Here is a 19,276-nt window from a genome sequence, read left to right as displayed (position 1 = left end):
ATGAGGGAGATATATAAATGAATGTATTTATTTTAAACGCAGGGAGTTCATCATTAAAGTATCAATTAATGAATCCAATAACAAAAGATGTACTAGCAGCTGGAATTTGCGAAAGAATTGGGATTGATGGTGTTTTAAAACATGAGTTTGGAAATGATCAAAAATTAAAAATTGATGTTTCAATGCCTACACATAAAGAGGCTATTGAACTTGTGTTAAGAACATTAACTGATGGTGAGGGTAAAGTAATTGATTCAATTAATGATATTGAAGCAATAGGACATAGAGCCGTTCATGGTGGAGAAGAGTTTGCATCGTCTGTTATGGTTACTGATAAAGTAATTGATGCAATGAAAAAACTTATTCCATTAGCTCCTTTACATAATCCTGCTAATATTATGGGTATGGAAATTTGTCAACAACTAATGCCTGGTATTCCAAATGTTGCAGTATTTGATACAGCATTTCATCAAACAATGCCAGATTATGCTTATATGTATGCTTTACCATATGACCAATATACAAAACATGGTATTAGAAAATATGGTTTTCATGGAACATCTCACTATTTTGTTTCAAATGAAGCAAGGGGAATGTTAGATAAAAAACATAATACAAGAATTATTGTATGCCACTTAGGAAATGGTTCATCTGTATCTGCTGTATTAGATGGAAAATGTATAGATACATCAATGGGTCTTACTCCTGTTCAAGGTCTTATGATGGGAACAAGAGCTGGAGATGTTGGTGCTGGTGCTATCTCATTTATGATGAGTCAAGAAGGAATGACAATAAATGAAACACTTGATTTGATGAATAAAAAATCTGGAATTTTAGGGATTTCTGGAAAATCTTCTGATTTAAGAGAAGTTCTTGATGGTATGCAAGAAGGTGACGATAAATGTAGGTTAGCTGTTGATATGGTTGCTTATAATATTAAAAAATATGTTGGTTCATATGTTGCTGCACTTGATGGGATAGATGCATTATGTTTCACAGGTGGAATTGGGGAGAATTCTGCTTTAATAAGAGAAATAGTATGTGCTGGACTTGATGGAATGGGATTAAATATTGATCCTACTAAAAATAATAAAAAATCAAACAAAGCTAGAGATATTGCAACAAATAGTTCTGCTGCTAGAATTTTTGTTATTCCAACAAACGAAGAGTTTGTTATTGCAAATGACACATATAAAATTGTATCTGGACTTGAAAAATAGAACAAATATACTTCACAAAAAGAGGTAAGGCATTTTAGCCTTGCTTCTTTTATCTACTACTATTTCTACTTCTTGTACTTCTACGATGATTAGTTGTAGTTTTTCTATTTGATTCTCTTCTATTAGTTCTATTTTTACTATCACTTTTTTTATTAACTTTTTTTAATAAAGGAACAGTAAAGCCTTCAATATCTTTTACAGGAATAGATATTTTTGTAAGTCTTTCAATATCTTTTAAATATTGACTCTCTTCATCGCAAACTAAAGATAAAGCAATACCATTATTCCCTGCTCTACCTGTTCTTCCTATTCTATGAACATAATCTTCAGGAACATTTGGCAATTCAAAATTTACAACATGGGGTAAAAGTTCAATATCAATACCTCTTGCTGCAATATCAGTAGCTACTAAAACCCTTATTTTTTTTGATTTAAAATTACTTAGAGCACTTGTTCTTGCCCCTTGTGATTTATTTCCATGAATTGCTAATGATGGAATATTACTTTTATTTAAAAATTCACTTAACTTATTTGCACCATGTTTTGTTCTTGTAAAAACTAAAACTTGATTCCATTTTTGAGTATGTATTAAAAAGGCTAAAAGATTTTTTTTCTTATCTTTTTGTACATAATGAACAACTTGTGAAACTTGCTCTGATAAAGCATTGCTTCTTGCAACTTCAATTAATTTGGGATTATCTAAAAATGAATTTGATAATTTTTTAATTTCAGGTGAAAAAGTAGCTGAAAAAAGAAGTGTTTGTCTTTTATTTGGGATACTTGCAACAACTTTTTTAATATCATGAATAAATCCCATATCCAACATTCTATCTGCTTCATCAAGAACTAAAAATTCAACTCTTGATAAGTCTATTGTTTTTTGTGACATGTGATCTAATAGCCTACCTGGTGTTGCAATAACAATATCAACACCTTTTCGCAAACTTGCTTTTTGTGGACTTATTCCAACTCCACCAAATATAACTGCTGTTTTCAAAGAAAGATACTTACTATAAGTTTGTATATTTTCAGAAACTTGTAAGGCTAACTCTCTTGTAGGTGCTAAAATCAATGCTTTTATATAAGATTTTTGCCCTTTTTTATTGGGTTTTTGACTCATTTTTTCTAATAATGGAAGAGTAAATGCGGCTGTTTTACCAGTACCTGTTTGTGCAGCTGCTAAAACATCTTTATGATTTAGTATAACTGGTATTGATTCTTTTTGTATTGGAGTTGGGCTTGTATAGCCTTGCTCTTTTACTGCTTTTAAAATATTAGGATTCAATCCTAATTGTGAAAATGACATATGTGACCTTTGGTATCTTAGTAATTCAAGTAAAATTATTCGTGTTTTATGAAGAATATATAGGTTAGTTACTATGGTTTTTGTGTATTATATCACAATTATTAAAGAAAAGATAAATTTTTCAATTTTATCTTTTCTTTGTCTTTTAAAATTTAATTAATAAGCTTTTAAACCATCCATAAATCTAATAGAAAAGTTTGTAACTGCTTGATTTATAACTTTATCAATAAACTTATCAAACTTATCTTGTTTTTTCCATATAGGTGTTGAAACTTTTGATATTTTTATAAGCTCATCTTGTGCAAAAGATAGTGTAGCTACCTCATCAACTAATTTTACTGCTTTTGCTTGTCTTGCAGTAAAAATATGTGCATCAGCAAACTCTTTATGATTTGCTTTTTTAAGTCCTCTTGCACTACTTACATCTGTTATAAACATATCATATGTATCATCTATAACTTTTTCTAACTCTGCTTTTTCAAAGTTTTCCCATGCTCTTGTAGGTGTTCCAGCTTCTTTGTATTTACCAATCTTAACAGTTTGAGTTTTAACTCCAATTTTTTGCATAAGTTCTTCTACATTTGCACCTTGAAAAATAACTCCAATTGAACCTACCATACTTCCTGGATTTGCAATAATTTTATTTGCCCAAATTGAAGCATAATAACTTCCACTTGCCATAACTCCACTTGCATATGCTACAACTGGTTTTAACTCTTTTAGCTCTTTTATTGCATATGCAATTTCAACTGAGGGAGCAACTGCTCCACCAGGTGAGTTAACTACAAAAAGTACACCTTTTATATTATTGTCTTCTTTTGCTTGATTTACTTGCTCTAAAACTTTTGTTGAGTCCATAATTGGACCACTTAACTCAATTTTTTGTAAATTTGCTGTTTGCATATTATTCATTGTTGAATCATTTGCATCAAATACAATAAAATACATTATTGTTAAAAAAACAATTGTTTTAAAATATTTAGTAACAAAGTCTAAAATAGCAATTATTGGTGAAAACATGAATCTAAAAAAATCACGCATCAATTCCCCTTATTATAGTTTTTTTCACGTATTTTGTATGTAGTATTATGTGAGTTGATATATCTTCTTTATGCTTTATAGCATCTGGAAGTTTTATAGCAATTATATCTGAATCTTTATTTTTTGCTAAAATACCTTTATTTAAGCCTAAAGCCTTTGCACCATTAATAGTTGCTGCTTTTAGAATTTTTTTTGCAAAACTATTTATCTCAAATTCACTATGCATCATAAGCACATTTCTAAGTTCATCAAACATAGATAAAGAGTTATTTGAACTTAAACCATCTGTTCCTATTGAAAAATTAATATTATCCAATTTTCGCAAATCAAGTTTAGTATTGTTTAAAACTCTATTTGATGTAACACAATGATTTATTGTTGCATTTAACTCTTCAATTTTATTTAAATCATCATTACTTGCTTCAACACAATGTGTAAATGATAAATTTTTTAATCCTTTAAACTGTTCTAAAAATCTCATTGGCTTTGTAACAGCTTTTTCTTCACCTAAAAAGTTTTTAAAAAAGTCTAAAAAACCACCTTCATCTTTATGCAACCAATCATACTCTTCAATTGATTCTAAAAAATGTGCACTAACAGGATAATCTTTTTGCTTTGCTATATTTAAAGTTTCTCTTATTAAAAATGGATGTACTGAATAAGGAGAATGAATGGCAATTGCTGGAAAAAACTTTTCACTTTTTTTATCTTCAGATTTTTGTAACCTTGCTTTAAAATCATTAAACAAAGTATCAATCATATCTGCTTTGCTACCTATTACTTCATTGAAAAAAACCGTGTTTAAAGGTGAATTTAAACAAGCTTCTAATTCAAATCCATATGAAGAAATTGCTCCAATAGTTGTTGTACCACTTTTTTTCATCATTTCTAGTTTTTTTGATATTAATTTTGTTGTTGCTTTTTGTACAAGTTCATCCCTTGAAGCAATAACAGAATTAAGCCATAACATGAAATTACCATATTTTAAAGTTGTTGTATTTGAACTAAATTCTAAGTGAACGTGAGTGTTTATAAGACCTGGCATTAAAACAGAGTTATCTTCTAATTTTTCAATTATTTCATTTGGATATTTTTTTGAAATATTTTCAAAAGTATCAATCTCTTTTATTGTTTTATCATAAACAATAGCACCATCTTCTATGATACTATCGTTTTCATCACAAGTAACTATCCACTTTGCAGCTATTATTTTCATAATAATTACTGTTCTTTTGCGTCATTTGCTTCTTGAACTGCTTTTACTTCTGAAACAATTTGCATTAATGAAATTAATGCTAAATGATATCCAAATGGGCCAAATCCAGAAATAACTCCTGTTGATGCACCAGCTGTAATAGATTTTTGTCTAAACTCTTCTCTTTTATATATATTTGAAATGTGTACTTCTACAACTGGCAAACTAACTGCGCTTAAAGCATCTTTGATTGCAATTGAAGTGTGAGAATATGCAGCTGGGTTAATAATAATTCCATCAACTTCTCCTAAACACTCTTGTATCTTATCAACTATCTCACCCTCAAGGTTTGATTGAAAAAATTCCAATTCTACATTATTTTGTTGAGCACTTGATTTCATTTGCTCATGGATTTGCTCTAAAGTCATAGGTCCATAAATATGCTGTTCTCTTACACCTAACATATTTAAATTTGGTCCTTGAATTACTGCAATTTTCATATTATATTTCCTTTTATAAAATTTTGATAAGATTATATTAAAATTTACGTTAATGAAAGATGAGTTATGAAAAATTATATACTAAGAAATGAAAATGCAATCTACTACGAGTGCGGTTTTTCATGTGATAATGTTATTTTTATAAGTCTAGGAAGTGAGAAGTTTTTTCTAACTGATGCTAGATATGTACTTGAAGCAAAAGAGTATGCTTACAATTGTACAGTTGTTGAATCAAGAGATTTATTCCAAACTGCCAAAGTTCTTTTAAAAGATAGCAAAATTAAAAAGTTAACATTTGATCCAAATGATTTTACATATTTTGCATATTCTGAGTTAGTACAAGATTTAGATATTGAGTTTATTCAAGAAGCAAATTTTTCAAAACTCAAAAGAATCATAAAAACAGATGATGAAATTGCAATATTAAGTAAAGCAGCTAAATTAGGAAGAGAAGGTTTTAAAACTCTTGCTAAGTATATAAGAAAAAATGCTTACAATCAAAAAGAAGAATTTTTAAATTTTAAAGCAATAGAAAAAATGAGTCAACAAGGTAAATATAATTTAAGTTTTGAACCAATACTTGCAATAAATGAAAATGCAGCAAAACCTCATGCACTACCAACTAAAAAAAGATTAAAACTACATGATTTGCTTTTAGTTGATGCGGGAATAAAATATAAAAGGTATTGTTCAGATAGAACTTGTACTTCTTATGTGGACTTTGAAAGTTTTAATTTTAAAAGGGAACAAAAATTCAAAAATAAAAAACATCAAAAAATATATGATTTAGTATACAAAGCTCAACAAACTGCTATTAAAAATGCAAAAGTTGGGATGAAAGCTTCTAAAATAGATGCATTAGCAAGAGATGTAATAACAAAAGCTGGTTATGGGAAATATTTTGTTCATAGTACTGGACATGGAGTAGGACTTGACATACATGAATTTCCAATGATTACATCAAAAGCAGATACAATAATCGAAAATAATATGGTCTTTACTATTGAACCTGGAATTTATTTGCCAAATGAGTTTGGAGTAAGAATAGAAGATACTGTTGCCATGATTGATGGAAAAGCAGTAATTTTATAAAAATCAAGTTTTTTAAAACTTGACTTTTTTACTCAATTTTATATTTAGGAGCAAAATGTTAAAAAAATTAGATGATAATTTAACACTATTTTATACAAGTAATTTTCCATACAATAAAAAGGTTAATTCAGACAAAAAATATCTTGTTACTATTGGTATTGGGGGGAATATAGGTAATGTAAAAAAAAGATTTGATAAGTTATTCTTATATTTAAAAGCTGATACAAGATTTGATATAATAATGACTAGTCCTTTACTTTTAAATCCACCATTTGGTTTTTTAAATCAAAATAATTTTTTAAATGGTATAATTGAGCTTAAAACTAACCTCGCTCCAAATGATTTTTTAAAAAATATGCAAAGGTTAGAGAATAGATTGGGAAGAAAGCGATCCTTTCAAGATGCGCCTAGAACCTTGGATATTGATATTATCTTTTTTGATAATAAAATAATTAATACCCAAAAACTTATTGTTCCTCACAAAGATTGGGCAAATAGAGAATCAGTGATTATTCCTTTAAAATATATGAATAAATTAAAAACAAAATAGAACAAAGAGTTAAATATAAGTTTTAAAATAGCACCTCTTGTTCAATTATTTTAAAGAAGGTAGAAAATGAAAAAAAAAGTAGTTGTAGGAATGTCTGGTGGTGTTGATTCATCAGTTACTGCTTTACTATTAAAAAAGCAAGGTTATGAAGTACAAGGCCTATTTATGCGTAATTGGGAGTATGGAATTAAAGGTAGCCAGTGTCCTAATCGTATAGAGTTTGAAGATGCTAAAAAAGTAGGTGAATTAATAGGAATTGAAGTAAAAGGTAAAGATTTCGTTGAAGAGTATAAAACTAAAGTATTTGATGTATTTTTAGAAGGTTTAAAAAAAGGTCTTACACCAAATCCAGATATATTATGTAATCGTGAAATTAAATTTAATGTATTTTTAAATGAAGCTAAAAAAATGGGTGCAGATTTTATTGCCACTGGACACTATGCTAAAATAGCTAAATATAAAGACCATTATGTTTTAGACACACCAAAAGATAATACTAAAGATCAAAGCTATTTTTTGCATGCACTATCAAGTGAACAATTATCACAAGCTATGTTTCCCCTTGCAGATTTAACTAAAAAAGAAGTAAGAGAAATAGCAAAAGAACACAATTTACCAGTAAGTGATAAAAAAGATAGTACTGGTATTTGTTTTATTGGAAATCAAAGATTTGATGAATTCATCACACAACATTTAAAAGCTATTCCTGGTGATATTATAGATGAAAATGAAAATGTAATAGGAAAACACAAAGGGCTTATTTGTTATACATTAGGGCAAAGAAAAGGTATTGGTGTTGGAGGTATTAAAGAGACTGAAGGTGAAAACCATATTCATAAACCTTGGTATGTAGCAAAAAAAGACCTTGAAAACAATACATTAACAATTGTGCAAGATACAAATCATCCTTTACTTATGAGTAAAAGTGTTGAAGCTAGTCATATGCATTGGGTACTTGAAGAGCCTGTTAAAGTTGGAGATAAACTAATGGCACAAATTCGTTATCGTCAACAAAAACAAGCTTGTACAGTAACACAAGTTAGTGATGATAAAGTAGTTGTTGAATTTGACAAACCTCAAAGAGCTGTAACTTTAGGACAAAGTCTTGTTTTATATGATGGTGATTATTGTTTAGGTGGCGGATTTATCAGTAATTACAATTAATATGCTATAATCTCACTTTTTTATAATCTTTACAAGATCAACTTCTACTAAATTCATGTAAAGATTATAACTTATATACGGAAGAAAGCGATCCTTTCAAGATACGCCTAAAACCAAAAATTAAATATCACATTAATTATAATATGAAGGACTCTAGTTCTTTATAAATTAGGCAATATAGAATCAGTGATTATTCCTTTATTAAATTTATAGTTTCAAAATAGAAAATTTTAAAGGTAGAATATGAAAAAAGTCATGGTTGGAATGAGTGGTGGTATTGATTCATCAGTTACTGCTTACATGTTACAAAAAGAGGGCTATGAGGTAGAGGGTGTTTATTTAAAACTTCATAATAGAACAGATGGATATCATGAGTCAAATATCAGTTACATAGATAATGTTGCAAAGCACCTTGGTATTAAATACCATATATTAGATATTACAAAAGATTTTACAAAAGAAGTTTATGACTATTTTGTAAATTCATATTTAGAAGGAACTACACCTAATCCATGTGTTAAGTGCAATAGACAAATTAAATTTGGAAAAATGTTAGATTTTGCAAAAGAGCATAATGCTTCATATTTAGCAACAGGACATTATGCAAAAACTGATGGTAAGTTTATTTATGAAGCTGATGATAAAACAAAAGATCAAAGTTATTTCCTTTCACAAGTTGATAAAGAAGCATTACCTTTTATGATGTTTCCCATGAGTACATATAAAAAAGAAGATATTATAAAATTTGGTGCAAAACTAGGTGATGTTTATAAAAAAATTACAGAAAAAAATGAATCACAAGAGATTTGTTTTGTAGATACAGTCTATACTGATGTTATTAAAAAACATGCAAACATAGATCAACCAGGTATTGTATTTGATGAAGAGGGAAATGAAGTAGGAACGCACAAAGGTTATATGCATTATACTATTGGCAAAAGAAGAGGATTTACTGTTCATGGTGCACATGAACCACATTTTGTAAAATCTTTAAATGCAAAAGATAATACTATAATTGTTGGAAAAAAAGAGTCATTAGAAATAAATACAGTTGAAGCAAATAATTTAAATATGTATGTTGATGATACAAACTTTAAATGTGGTGTAAAATTAAGATATAGAAGCCATTTACTTCCTTGTGAAGTAAGTATTAAAGATGATAGAGCAACTATTAAACTTAAAAATTCAGCATTTGGAGTTGCAACTGGTCAATTAGCAGTATTTTATATAGATGAAAAAGTTATTGGAAGTGCTTGGATTACAAAAGCTTTTAAATAATATTGTGTAATTTAAAAGAGAAACCACCCTCTTTTGAATTATATGAAAAAATTACAAAACACCTTAAAATAACACTTAAATCTCAAATTTTTAGTAAGTAAATTTTTTTTATATATACATATAAATTCAATGTAAGAACTATTTAGATAAAATCGCAATAAACAAATACTCAACACAAGGAAAAAAATAATGTCATGTTTTAAACTTTTTAGTGGCTCAGCTAATCCTGATTTTGCCAAGAAAGTTGGAGAATACTTAAAAGAACCAATTGGTGAAGCTAAGCTAAATAAATTTAGTGATGGAGAAATTTCTGTTCAAGTTACAGAAAGTGTAAGAGGACAAGATGTATTTATAATTCAACCAACAAGTGCTCCTGCAAATGATAACTTAATGGAGCTATTAATTATGATTGATGCATTAAAAAGATCTAGTGCAAAGTCAATTTCAGCTGTAATACCATACTATGGATATGCAAGACAAGATAGAAAAGCTGCTCCAAGAGTTCCTATTTCTGCAAAATTAGTTGCTGATTTATTAGAAAAAGCTGGAATACACAGAGTAATCACTATTGATTTACATGCTGCACAAATTCAAGGTTTTTTTAATGTTCCAGTTGATAATTTATTTGGTTCAATTATGTTTGTAGAATATATTAGGTCGAAAAAATTAGCCAATCCAATTATTGCAAGTCCAGATATTGGTGGTGTTGCTAGAGCTAGAAGTTACGCAAATAAACTTGACTATGACTTAGTAATTGTAGATAAAAAAAGAGAACAAGCTAATGTTGCAGAAGTTATGAATATCATTGGTGATGTAAATGGTAAAGATGTAATTTTAGTTGATGATATGGTTGATACTGCTGGAACTTTAGTTAAAGCAGCAGAAGCACTTAAAAAAAGAGGTGCAACATCAGTTATGGCATGTTGTACACATGGAGTATTAAGTGGTCCAGCATATGAAAGAATTGAAAATGGTGTTTTAGATGAACTTGTAATCTCAGACACAATCCCTGCAAAACAAAAATCAGATAAAATTACAGTTTTAACTGCATCAGAAATTATTGGAGAAACAATTAAAAGAATTCATAATAATGAATCAGTTAACTCAATTTTTAAATATTAAGTTAATATGAACAATTAAATGCATTATCATTAAGTTTTTGCTATTATAGTATAAGAAACAATTAAACAAGGAAAATTATGAAAAAAGTACTATTATCAACAGTATTATGTGCAAGCTTAATGTTTGCAGCAGATAGTTCTTACAAATATGAAGTAACTCCATTAGTTGGTGGAGTTGTAACTGAGGGAAATACTACTCTTGATGATCACTATGGAGTTGGTGGATTAAGTTTAGGATTTAATCTTGAAGAAAGCATGTTTGATCAAATAGAACTAGGATTTTTAAGAAGTTTAGGTGATGTTGATTATGATAAAGGTGGAGATACTTCAATCTCAAGAATCTTTACAAATGTAATCAAAAACTATGATCTTACAACTAATACTTCACTATATACTTTAATAGGTGCTGGTGTTGAAGTATTTGGACATGAAGCATATAAAAATGAAACAGGACTATTTGGTAACTATGGTGTAGGTTTAAGATATAACATCAGTGATGATTTAGTATTTAAAACAGATGTAAGACATATGATTGAAACTGATCATGGAGACAATAGTTTACTTTATACTTTTGGTTTAGCAATTCCATTTGGGAAAAAAGCTACAAATGTAACAAAACAAGAGCCTGTAAAACAAGAAGTTCAACCAGAACCTAAAAAAGAAGTTCAAGCTAAAAAAGTAGAACTAGACAGTGACAATGATGGAGTAGTTGATTCAAAAGATCAATGCCCAAATACACCAAAAGGTGATTTTGTAGATGAAAAAGGTTGTTCTTTAAAAACAGATTTAAATATTAACTTTGCTTTTGATAGTGCAAAAATTAATAACTCATATGAGTCAAAAATCAAAAAATTTGCAGAGTTTATGAAATCATTCCCATCAACAAAAGCAAAAATTGAAGCACATACAGATTCAATTGGTACAGAAAAATATAACCAAAAATTATCTGAAAGAAGAGCAGCTTCAACAGTTAATGCATTAAAAGCATATAATATCGATGCAAAAAGATTAAAATGGCATGGATATGGTGAGTCTAAACCTCTTGCAACTAATGCAACAAAAGAAGGTAGAGCTCAAAATAGAAGAGTAGAAGCTACAATCGTAAAATAAAAATATAATTAAAAGATAGGTAAACCTATCTTTTAATAACTACAATAACTTAATAACTACATAACATTACTTTAGATATAATCGCGTAAAATATAATAAAATAGGATGCTACTTTGCAGAAAAACATTAGAAATTTTAGTATTATTGCACATATTGACCATGGAAAATCAACACTTGCTGATAGAATAATCCAAGAGTGTGGAGCTGTTACAAATAGAGAACTGTCAGCTCAAATGATGGACACAATGGATATTGAGCAAGAGCGTGGTATTACTATTAAAGCTCAAAGTGTTAGATTAAAGTATGTAAAAGACAATGAAGTATATATACTTAATCTTATTGACACACCAGGGCACGTTGATTTCTCATATGAAGTTAGTAGAAGTTTAGCCTCTTCTGAGGGAGCTTTATTAATTGTTGATTCAACTCAAGGAGTTGAAGCACAAACAATTGCAAATGTTTATATTGCACTTGATAATGACTTAGAATTACTTCCAGTTGTAAATAAAATAGATTTACCCTCAGCTGATCCAGATAGAGTATTAGAAGAGACAGAAGAAGCTATTGGTTTAGATTGTACAGAACATAATTTAGTTAGTGCAAAAACAGGTCTTGGTGTAAAAGAGTTAATTGATTCTATTGTAGAAAGAGTCCCTGCACCAAATGGAGATGAAAATGCACCTACTAAAGCACTTATTTATGACTCTTGGTTTGATAATTATCTTGGTGCACTAGCTCTTGTAAGAGTTTATGATGGAAGTATTAAAAAAGGTCAAGTATTAAAGATGATGAACACAAAAGTTGAACATCCAGTACTTGATTTGATGTACCCTCATCCAATAAAAAGAGAAAAAACAAATGAAATACAAACAGGTGAGATTGGTATTGTAGTTCTTGGACTTAAAACTCTTGATGGAATTGCAGTTGGTGATACAATGACAGATGCTAAAAATCCAACATTAAAACCAATTGCTGGATTTGAACCTGTTAAACCATTTGTTTTTGCAGGACTTTATCCAATTGAAACTGATAAGTTTGAAGATTTAAGAGAAGCACTTATTAAATTGCAATTAAATGACTCTTCTATTTCATTTGAACCTGAAAGTTCAGCAGCACTTGGAAGTGGTTTTAGAACAGGATTTTTAGGAATGCTTCATATGGAAGTAATAAAAGAAAGACTTGAAAGAGAATTCAATCTTGATTTAATTGCAACTGCACCAACTGTTGTATATCAAATTGAGAAAAAAGATGGAGAAAAAATTGAGATTCAAAACCCATCAGAATTGCCAGAACCAAACTATATAGAAACAATTTATGAACCATATGTAAAAGCAACAATATTAGTACCTGATGAGTTTTTAGGAAATGTAATAAAACTAGTAAATGAAAAAAGAGGAATTCAAGTAAAAATGGATTATTTAGGTAAAAGAGTTTTACTTGAATATGATATTCCAATGAATGAAATAGTAATGGATTTTTATGACAAATTAAAATCTACTTCAAAAGGTTATGCCTCTTTTGATTATGAACCAATAGGTTTTAGACCAGGTAATCTTAAAAAACTTGATGTAAGAGTTGCAGGAGATATTGTAGATGCACTTTCTATTATAGTACCAGAAGATAAAGCAGTAGCAAGAGGAAGAGAGTTTATTAAAGCATTAAAAGAGTTAATTCCAAGACAATTATTTGAAGTTGCTGTTCAAGCAAGTATAGGAACAACAATTATTGCAAGAGAGACTGTAAAATCAATGGGAAAAAATGTTACTGCAAAATGTTATGGTGGTGATATTACAAGAAAAAGAAAGCTTTTAGAAAAGCAAAAAGCTGGTAAGAAAAGAATGAAAGCTATTGGTAAGGTTAATGTACCTCAAGAAGCTTTTATGGCAGTACTTAAAATCTAAATAATTTAACAAGCAGTAGAATAATATACTGCTTGTTATTTACTATTATTTAAAGGGTAACTCAAAAGATATAGTAACTTCTGAAAAACTTTTCCCATTATGCAAATCAAAACACTCTTTAGCAAATTTTATCTATAAATTAAATACTATTTTAAATAATTTATAGTATTATTTTATATGAGATGTATATCATGCGAAAAACTATCTTTTCTTATTATTTGTAAAAGTTGCCAAGAAAAATATCTTGAACCCTCTTTTCATAAAAGAGAAATTGATAAGAATTTTTTTAATTACTCATTTTATGCTCTAAGTGATATAGAAGATTTGATAAACTCAAAATACTACTTTTATGGAGATAGAATTTATAATATACTTGCAAAATTATCTTTTGAAAAATTTGCACAAAATTTTGATTTTCAATATAAAGTTTATGCAATACCAATTGATGATCATACAAGGCATGAGTTTTCACATACTGCAATACTAACTAAACATCTACAATCAAAATATATACAAGCAAAAACAAACTGCTTAAAAGCAACAAATAAAGTAAAATATGCAGGAAAAAATTTAAAATATAGACAAGATAATCCAAGGAATTTCAAACTATCAAATTTATATAATCAAACAACAATTATATGTGATGATTTAATCACAACAGGTGCTACAATATTAGAAGCGAAAAAAGTTTTAAAGAAAAAAAATAATCAAGTTATCTTTTCTTTAACCCTAGCTGATGCAAAAATTTAGTATAATTTATTTTATTTAGAGGGCGAAATTGTGATAGGAATTATTGATTATAATATGGGAAATCTTGCAAGTGTATATAATGCTTGCCATCTTTTGGATACTAAAGCATCGATTATAAAAGACCCAGAAGAGTTAAAAAACTTTAGTAGAATCATCTTGCCAGGAGTTGGGGCTTTTGCTGATGCTATGGAACATCTAAACTCAACTGGCATGAAAGAGGCTGTAATGGAGTTTGCAAAAAGTGGAAAACCAATGATTGGAATTTGTCTTGGGATGCAACTACTTTTTGAAAGTTCACAAGAGTTTGGACACACTGAGGGTTTAGGGTTAATCAAAGGAAAAATTGAAAAATTTGACAAATCTAAAATGCATGAAGATTTCAAAATTCCACATATGGGATGGAACACTATTGAAAATAAGCAACACAAACTTTTTGAGGGTTTAAAAAACCCTTATCTTTACTTTGTACACTCTTATCATGCAGTTACAAGTGAAGAAAATATCATAGGTAAGACAACTTATGGATATGAGTTTGCAAGTGCTGTAAATAAAGATAATATCTTTGGTTTTCAGCCTCACCCTGAAAAATCTCATGATAATGGATTAAAAATTCTTGAAAACTTTATAAATATAAAATTATAATAAAGGAGATATTATGAAAACTATAGCAATAACAGGTGCAAGTGGGTTTGTAGGGACTTCCCTTAAAAATTTCTTTGAAAAACAAGGTTATAAAGTAGTTGCTATAAATAGAGAGGTTTTAAGTAATAAACAAGAACTTCAAAATATAGTATCATCAAGCAATATAGTTATAAATTTAGCAGGTGCAAATATCATAAATAGATGGACAAAAGAGTATAAGGAACTACTTTATTCAAGTAGAATAAACACTACTTCAAATTTAGTAGAAGCTATAAATAGTGTGGAAACAAAACCTGAATTACTTATTTCAACTTCTGCTGTTGGAATTTATGATAATAAAGACACTTATGCAGAAGATGGTAAATACTCAGATGATTTTTTATCAAAACTTTGTCAAAGATGGGAAGAAGAAGCACATAAAGCTCAAACAAATGTATCGATTTTTAGATTTGGTATAGTATTAGGTAAAAAAGGAGGAGCTTTTGCAAAAATGCTAACTCCTTTTAAACTTGGTCTTGGGGGAATAATAGGAAGTGGGAAACAAGCTTTCTCTTTTATTCATATTGATGATTTACTAAATGCTTATAAATTTGTAATTGACAATAACTTAACATCAACATTTAACCTAACAGCACCAAAACCTACAACAAATTTAGGTCTAACAAGAGCTTTAGGTAAAGCACTTAAAAAGCCTACAATTTTTCCAGTTCCAGAGTTTGCATTAAGGTTAATTTTTAGTGAAGGTGCAAAAGTACTTACAGATGGACAAGATGCAGTACCTAAAAAATTATTAGATTTAGGATTTGAGTTTAAATATAAAGATATACAAGAAACAGTAGATAGTTTGGTTTAATTAAAAAAGGGAGAGAAATTTAATATGGATATATTACCAGCGATTGATTTAAAAGATGGGAAAGCTGTAAGATTGAGTAAAGGGCTTATGGATAGTGCAAAAATCTATTCAGATGAGCCTTGGCAAGTGGCAAAAAGGTTTGAAGAACTTGGAAGCAAATGGGTTCATATTGTTGATTTAAATGGAGCCTTTGCTGGAAAACCTGCAAATTTAGAACAGATAAAAAAAATTAGAGAAAATTGCAACTTAAAGATTGAACTTGGTGGTGGAATTAGAGATGAAGAGACTATCAAAATGTATGTAGAGCTTGGAGTTGATAGATTAATTTTAGGATCAATTGCTGTAAAAGATCCTCAATTTGTTAAAGATATGGCTTCAAAATATAATATTGCAGTTGGAATTGATGCAAAAGATGGAATGGTTGCAGTTGAGGGTTGGGCAGAAGTATCTAATATGAAAGCAACAACTTTAGCAAATGAGTTTGCAAGTGCTGGAGTTGAAGCTATTATTTGTACAGATATTTCAAAAGATGGTATGCTTTGTGGAGTAAATGTAGAGTTTACACAAGATATTGCACTTGCTAGTAAAGTAGATACTATTGCTAGTGGTGGCGTAAAAGATATTTCTGATATTATAAACTGTAAAAACAATGGTAATATTGCTGGTGTTATTGTAGGAAAAGCCTTTTATGAAGGTAGTTTAGATTTAGAAGAAGCTTTTAAAATATTATAATATGTGCTTAATTATATCCCTAGTATTTTATACTTTAGCCTACACTTTTTATGAAGATTCTAATATGCAAGGCTTTTATATAAATCTAGGGATTGCCCTACTTTTTTCTATTTTATTAATAAGAAATTTCATAAAATCAAAAAGGCAATAGTTTGAAAAAAAAGATTGATAACTTATACTCAAAACTTGCGAATGAAGAAGATGCAAGAGTATGTAAAGCAATTGATGAAAGTGCTTGTAAAGTAGTTCCTGGTAACTTTTTTCTTACAATAATTAGTTATTTTTTTAGTAAACTAGCAGATGCTGTTGCTAATACAAAAGTTATACTTCCTTGGATAATGCAAAGTATTGGTGCTCCTTTATATTTAATAAGCTTTTTAGTTCCAATTAAAGAGTCAGGTTCACTCTTACCTCAACTATTTATTGCAGCATATATTAGGAAACTACCTATTAGAAAATGGATTTGGTCTTTAGGCTCTTTAATTCAAGCTCTTTGTATGTTTGGTATTGCAATTGTTGCTTGGAATATGCAAGGTTTAAGTGCAGGTCTTGCTATTATTGCTCTTCTTGTTGGTATGAGTTTAGCAAGGGGATTATGTTCAGTTGCTGCAAAAGATGTTTTAGGAAAAACTATTCCTAAAACAAGGCGCGGAGCTTTAAATGGTCTTTCAGCAATGCTTGCTGGTCTTTTAGTTGTTGTTTTGGGTGTATATTTTTTACTAAATGGAGAAAAACCTTTTTCATCACAAAACTTTAGTATTCTTCTTTCAATAGCTGGCTTATTTTGGATTTTTGCAGCTATTGTTTATGCTTTTATAAAAGAGTTTGATGGAGAAACAGATGGTGGTGGAAATGCTTTTAGTGTTGCTATTTCAAAACTAGGTATTTTAAAAACAGATAAGCCTTTTAGACTATTTGTAATTACAAGAGCTTTATTTTTATGTTCTGTATTATCTGCACCATTTTTTGTAATAATTGCTCAACAAAACTCTGAATCAAACTCTTATTTATTAGGTCTTTTTATACTTTCTAGTGGATTAGCTGATTTATTATCTGCAAATTTTTGGGGTAAGTTCTCTGATATTTCAAGTAAAAAAGTTATGATTATAGGAGCAACTATTGCCACAAGTGTTGGTTTTGTAGTTGTTTTTATAGACTTTTTCTATGATGAACTTTTTTCAATTATTTGGATTATGCCTATTATCTATTTTATTTTAAGTATTGGTTATCAAGGTATAAGAATAGGAAGAAAAACTTATATTGTTGATTTGGCCCAAGGAAATAAAAGAACTGATTATGTAGCTGTAAGTAATACACTAATAGGTTTTATTTTACTACTTAGTGGATTGATTGGAACATTAAGCTCACTTATTGGAGTTAGCGGAATCATTTTGTTGTTATCTATTATTGGAGTTATAGCAATATATCTTGCAAATAAACTTCCTGAAGTACAAGAAGATTAAGACTCAAATAAAATATAAATAGATTTTCTACAATATAAGGTTAAAAAGATATAATCTTAAAAATTAAATTTAAAATGGATAAGTAATGAAATTAAAAAAATGGATATATTTAGCAATCTTTTTAGTAATCTTTTATTATGCATTTATAGTAAATATAGTTATAACACTTTCAATTATTGCTTCTTTATATATAGCATTTAAACTATATAGATTTTATGCTAAAAGAGAGTTAAACAAGCTAGTAAAATCAAAAGAGTCTTTTGAAAAAAGTCAACTAGGGCTTTTTGTTGCCCTTGTTGCTAAAGTTGCTAAAGCAGATGGAAGAGTACAAGAACTTGAAGCACAACTAATTAGTATGATGTTTGATGATATCTCTAAAATTTTCAATGAAAAAGAAAAAGCAAGAGCTATAATGAAAGAGATTTTCAATGAAGAGAAACAAAAAGAAGGAAATACTAAAGAAATCGCTCAAGCTTTAAATAAAATATTAGGTCGTAGTATTATTAAGCGTAAACAGTTTTTGAGTTTTTTAATTCAATTAGCTTATATAGATAGTGGAATTAGTCAAGATGAAAAAAAAGTTTTACATGAAATCATGCAAGAGCTAAATATAGAACCTAGTGTATATGATGAGATTGTTAATAAGTTTGAAAATATGATGAAAAATAAGCAAGAAACAATGAGTTTGCAAGAAGCTTATGAGATTTTAGAAGTAAAACAAAGTGATGATATGAACACTATAAAAAAAGCATATAGAAAATTAATTAGAAAATACCATCCAGATATTATAAGTTCACAAGATAAAGATGAAAGCTACATGGAAGAAGCAACAGCAAAAACACAAAAGATAAACCAAGCTTATCAAGTTATAAAAGATGAAAATAAAAATTAATTTTGACATTAAAAGAAAAGTTAGAAAAAATAGTTAAAAAAACTGATGAATACTTTTTAAATAGTAATGGAGGTTGTTTACTAGCAAATTTAGCAACTGAAGTTTCTAATCAAAATGAAGTATATAAAACAGTTATAATAGATTATTTTAAAACTTGGGAAGATTGTTTAGCCAAAATTTTAGAAGAAAAATACCCTAAAAATGAAGCACAAGATTTAGCATATGAATATATTTGTTCTTTACAAGGTTCTATTATTATGTTCAATCTAACAAACAATAAAAAAAGACTTTTAAAAATAGGAAAAAACCTATTAACAAAAGTTTAAATTTTTTTGCCTATTTTACCAAACAATCGTTTGTTTGATTAAGGAGAGTTTATGAATTACATAAAAAAAATAAAAGGAAATAATGCAAAGCTTCCACCAAGAGCAAATGTTACTTTCAGCTTACAAGATAAGCTTACAGC

19 protein-coding genes are annotated in these 19,276 nt (G+C 28.7%); 15 read left to right on the top strand and 4 right to left on the bottom strand.

What is annotated here, in order from left to right; all coding sequences use genetic code 11:
- Positions 1-17 precede the first annotated feature (17 nt).
- A complete protein-coding gene (locus ACTCCZ_RS00905) occupies positions 18-1,220 on the top strand; it encodes an acetate/propionate family kinase (RefSeq protein ID WP_079577322.1) in 1,203 nt (400 codons plus the stop codon).
- A gap of 49 nt (positions 1,221-1,269) precedes the next feature.
- On the opposite strand, the gene ACTCCZ_RS00900 is transcribed toward ACTCCZ_RS00905, so the two are convergent.
- The 4 genes from ACTCCZ_RS00900 to aroQ form a co-directional block, all read right to left on the bottom strand.
- Entirely contained in the window at positions 1,270-2,526 is a 1,257-nt protein-coding gene (locus ACTCCZ_RS00900) for a DEAD/DEAH box helicase (RefSeq protein ID WP_079577321.1), read from the bottom strand.
- A 156-nt stretch (positions 2,527-2,682) separates the two neighbouring features.
- Entirely contained in the window at positions 2,683-3,567 is an 885-nt protein-coding gene (gene sppA, locus ACTCCZ_RS00895; RefSeq protein ID WP_079577320.1) for a signal peptide peptidase SppA, read from the bottom strand.
- Entirely contained in the window at positions 3,560-4,783 is a 1,224-nt protein-coding gene (mqnF, locus tag ACTCCZ_RS00890; protein WP_079577319.1) for an aminofutalosine deaminase family hydrolase, read from the bottom strand. The genes sppA and mqnF overlap by 8 nt, the downstream gene beginning before the upstream one ends.
- Positions 4,784-4,788: 5 nt before the next feature.
- Positions 4,789-5,262 (bottom strand): type II 3-dehydroquinate dehydratase, encoded by a 474-nt coding sequence (gene aroQ, locus ACTCCZ_RS00885; protein WP_079577318.1) that lies wholly within the window; start codon positions 5,260-5,262, stop codon positions 4,789-4,791.
- A 66-nt stretch (positions 5,263-5,328) separates the two neighbouring features.
- Between aroQ and ACTCCZ_RS00880 the strand changes: the two genes are divergently transcribed.
- From ACTCCZ_RS00880 to ACTCCZ_RS00815, 14 genes are all read left to right on the top strand, one after another.
- Positions 5,329-6,354 (top strand): M24 family metallopeptidase, encoded by a 1,026-nt coding sequence (locus tag ACTCCZ_RS00880; RefSeq protein WP_079577317.1) that lies wholly within the window; start codon positions 5,329-5,331, stop codon positions 6,352-6,354.
- Between the two features lie 55 nt (positions 6,355-6,409).
- Complete coding sequence (folK, locus tag ACTCCZ_RS00875) at positions 6,410-6,904, top strand: 2-amino-4-hydroxy-6-hydroxymethyldihydropteridine diphosphokinase (RefSeq protein WP_079577316.1); 495 nt, start codon at positions 6,410-6,412, stop codon at positions 6,902-6,904.
- Positions 6,905-6,970: 66 nt separating this feature from the next.
- The gene (mnmA, locus tag ACTCCZ_RS00870; RefSeq protein ID WP_079577315.1) at positions 6,971-8,068 is read left to right on the top strand and encodes a tRNA 2-thiouridine(34) synthase MnmA; all 1,098 of its coding nucleotides are present in this window, start codon (positions 6,971-6,973) and stop codon (positions 8,066-8,068) included.
- 243 nt (positions 8,069-8,311) lie between these two features.
- Positions 8,312-9,346 carry a tRNA 2-thiouridine(34) synthase MnmA gene (gene mnmA, locus ACTCCZ_RS00865; RefSeq protein ID WP_079577314.1) on the top strand — a complete coding sequence of 345 codons (1,035 nt, stop codon included), beginning with the start codon at positions 8,312-8,314 and terminating at the stop codon, positions 9,344-9,346.
- Between the two features lie 189 nt (positions 9,347-9,535).
- Positions 9,536-10,468 carry a ribose-phosphate pyrophosphokinase gene (locus ACTCCZ_RS00860; protein ID WP_079577313.1) on the top strand — a complete coding sequence of 311 codons (933 nt, stop codon included), beginning with the start codon at positions 9,536-9,538 and terminating at the stop codon, positions 10,466-10,468.
- A 77-nt stretch (positions 10,469-10,545) separates the two neighbouring features.
- Positions 10,546-11,577: an OmpA family protein gene (locus ACTCCZ_RS00855; RefSeq protein WP_079577312.1), complete on the top strand. Its 1,032-nt coding sequence runs from the start codon at positions 10,546-10,548 to the stop codon at positions 11,575-11,577.
- A 113-nt stretch (positions 11,578-11,690) separates the two neighbouring features.
- Positions 11,691-13,478, top strand: coding sequence for a translation elongation factor 4 (gene lepA / locus ACTCCZ_RS00850; RefSeq protein WP_079577311.1), 1,788 nt, complete (start codon positions 11,691-11,693; stop codon positions 13,476-13,478).
- Positions 13,479-13,655: 177 nt separating this feature from the next.
- On the top strand, positions 13,656-14,228 hold the full coding sequence (locus ACTCCZ_RS00845) for a ComF family protein (RefSeq protein WP_079577310.1): 573 nt from the start codon (positions 13,656-13,658) through the stop codon (positions 14,226-14,228).
- Between the two features lie 30 nt (positions 14,229-14,258).
- Positions 14,259-14,870 carry an imidazole glycerol phosphate synthase subunit HisH gene (gene hisH, locus ACTCCZ_RS00840; protein WP_079577309.1) on the top strand — a complete coding sequence of 204 codons (612 nt, stop codon included), beginning with the start codon at positions 14,259-14,261 and terminating at the stop codon, positions 14,868-14,870.
- A 13-nt stretch (positions 14,871-14,883) separates the two neighbouring features.
- Positions 14,884-15,723 carry a TIGR01777 family oxidoreductase gene (locus tag ACTCCZ_RS00835; RefSeq protein WP_079577308.1) on the top strand — a complete coding sequence of 280 codons (840 nt, stop codon included), beginning with the start codon at positions 14,884-14,886 and terminating at the stop codon, positions 15,721-15,723.
- 24 nt (positions 15,724-15,747) lie between these two features.
- Entirely contained in the window at positions 15,748-16,455 is a 708-nt protein-coding gene (gene hisA, locus ACTCCZ_RS00830) for a 1-(5-phosphoribosyl)-5-[(5-phosphoribosylamino)methylideneamino]imidazole-4-carboxamide isomerase (RefSeq protein WP_079577307.1), read from the top strand.
- A gap of 152 nt (positions 16,456-16,607) precedes the next feature.
- Positions 16,608-17,918 carry an MFS transporter gene (locus ACTCCZ_RS00825; protein ID WP_079577306.1) on the top strand — a complete coding sequence of 437 codons (1,311 nt, stop codon included), beginning with the start codon at positions 16,608-16,610 and terminating at the stop codon, positions 17,916-17,918.
- An 85-nt stretch (positions 17,919-18,003) separates the two neighbouring features.
- Positions 18,004-18,810 carry a DnaJ domain-containing protein gene (locus ACTCCZ_RS00820; RefSeq protein ID WP_099334775.1) on the top strand — a complete coding sequence of 269 codons (807 nt, stop codon included), beginning with the start codon at positions 18,004-18,006 and terminating at the stop codon, positions 18,808-18,810.
- A 2-nt stretch (positions 18,811-18,812) separates the two neighbouring features.
- Positions 18,813-19,136 (top strand): LmrA/YxaF family transcription factor, encoded by a 324-nt coding sequence (locus ACTCCZ_RS00815; protein WP_079577305.1) that lies wholly within the window; start codon positions 18,813-18,815, stop codon positions 19,134-19,136.
- Positions 19,137-19,276: the final 140 nt, after the last annotated feature.

This window comes from Malaciobacter sp. (assembly GCF_055140965.1).
The sequence above is the reverse complement of the archived record's forward strand: the minus strand, read 5'-3'. Positions and strand labels throughout refer to the sequence as shown.

What these genes read in the sequence shown, in the direction of transcription:
- hisA (WP_079577307.1), top strand. Translation starts at nt 15,748, where the DNA reads ATGGATATATTACCAGCGATTGATTTAAAAGATGGGAAAGCTGTAAGA.
- ACTCCZ_RS00900 (WP_079577321.1), bottom strand. Translation starts at nt 2,526, where the DNA reads ATGTCATTTTCACAATTAGGATTGAATCCTAATATTTTAAAAGCAGTA.
- mnmA (WP_079577314.1), top strand. Translation starts at nt 8,312, where the DNA reads ATGAAAAAAGTCATGGTTGGAATGAGTGGTGGTATTGATTCATCAGTT.
- ACTCCZ_RS00860 (WP_079577313.1), top strand. Translation starts at nt 9,536, where the DNA reads ATGTCATGTTTTAAACTTTTTAGTGGCTCAGCTAATCCTGATTTTGCC.
- ACTCCZ_RS00845 (WP_079577310.1), top strand. Translation starts at nt 13,656, where the DNA reads ATGAGATGTATATCATGCGAAAAACTATCTTTTCTTATTATTTGTAAA.
- ACTCCZ_RS00880 (WP_079577317.1), top strand. Translation starts at nt 5,329, where the DNA reads ATGAAAAATTATATACTAAGAAATGAAAATGCAATCTACTACGAGTGC.
- mqnF (WP_079577319.1), bottom strand. Translation starts at nt 4,783, where the DNA reads ATGAAAATAATAGCTGCAAAGTGGATAGTTACTTGTGATGAAAACGAT.
- aroQ (WP_079577318.1), bottom strand. Translation starts at nt 5,262, where the DNA reads ATGAAAATTGCAGTAATTCAAGGACCAAATTTAAATATGTTAGGTGTA.
- sppA (WP_079577320.1), bottom strand. Translation starts at nt 3,567, where the DNA reads ATGCGTGATTTTTTTAGATTCATGTTTTCACCAATAATTGCTATTTTA.
- ACTCCZ_RS00820 (WP_099334775.1), top strand. Translation starts at nt 18,004, where the DNA reads ATGAAATTAAAAAAATGGATATATTTAGCAATCTTTTTAGTAATCTTT.
- ACTCCZ_RS00905 (WP_079577322.1), top strand. Translation starts at nt 18, where the DNA reads ATGAATGTATTTATTTTAAACGCAGGGAGTTCATCATTAAAGTATCAA.
- folK (WP_079577316.1), top strand. Translation starts at nt 6,410, where the DNA reads ATGTTAAAAAAATTAGATGATAATTTAACACTATTTTATACAAGTAAT.
- mnmA (WP_079577315.1), top strand. Translation starts at nt 6,971, where the DNA reads ATGAAAAAAAAAGTAGTTGTAGGAATGTCTGGTGGTGTTGATTCATCA.
- ACTCCZ_RS00855 (WP_079577312.1), top strand. Translation starts at nt 10,546, where the DNA reads ATGAAAAAAGTACTATTATCAACAGTATTATGTGCAAGCTTAATGTTT.
- ACTCCZ_RS00835 (WP_079577308.1), top strand. Translation starts at nt 14,884, where the DNA reads ATGAAAACTATAGCAATAACAGGTGCAAGTGGGTTTGTAGGGACTTCC.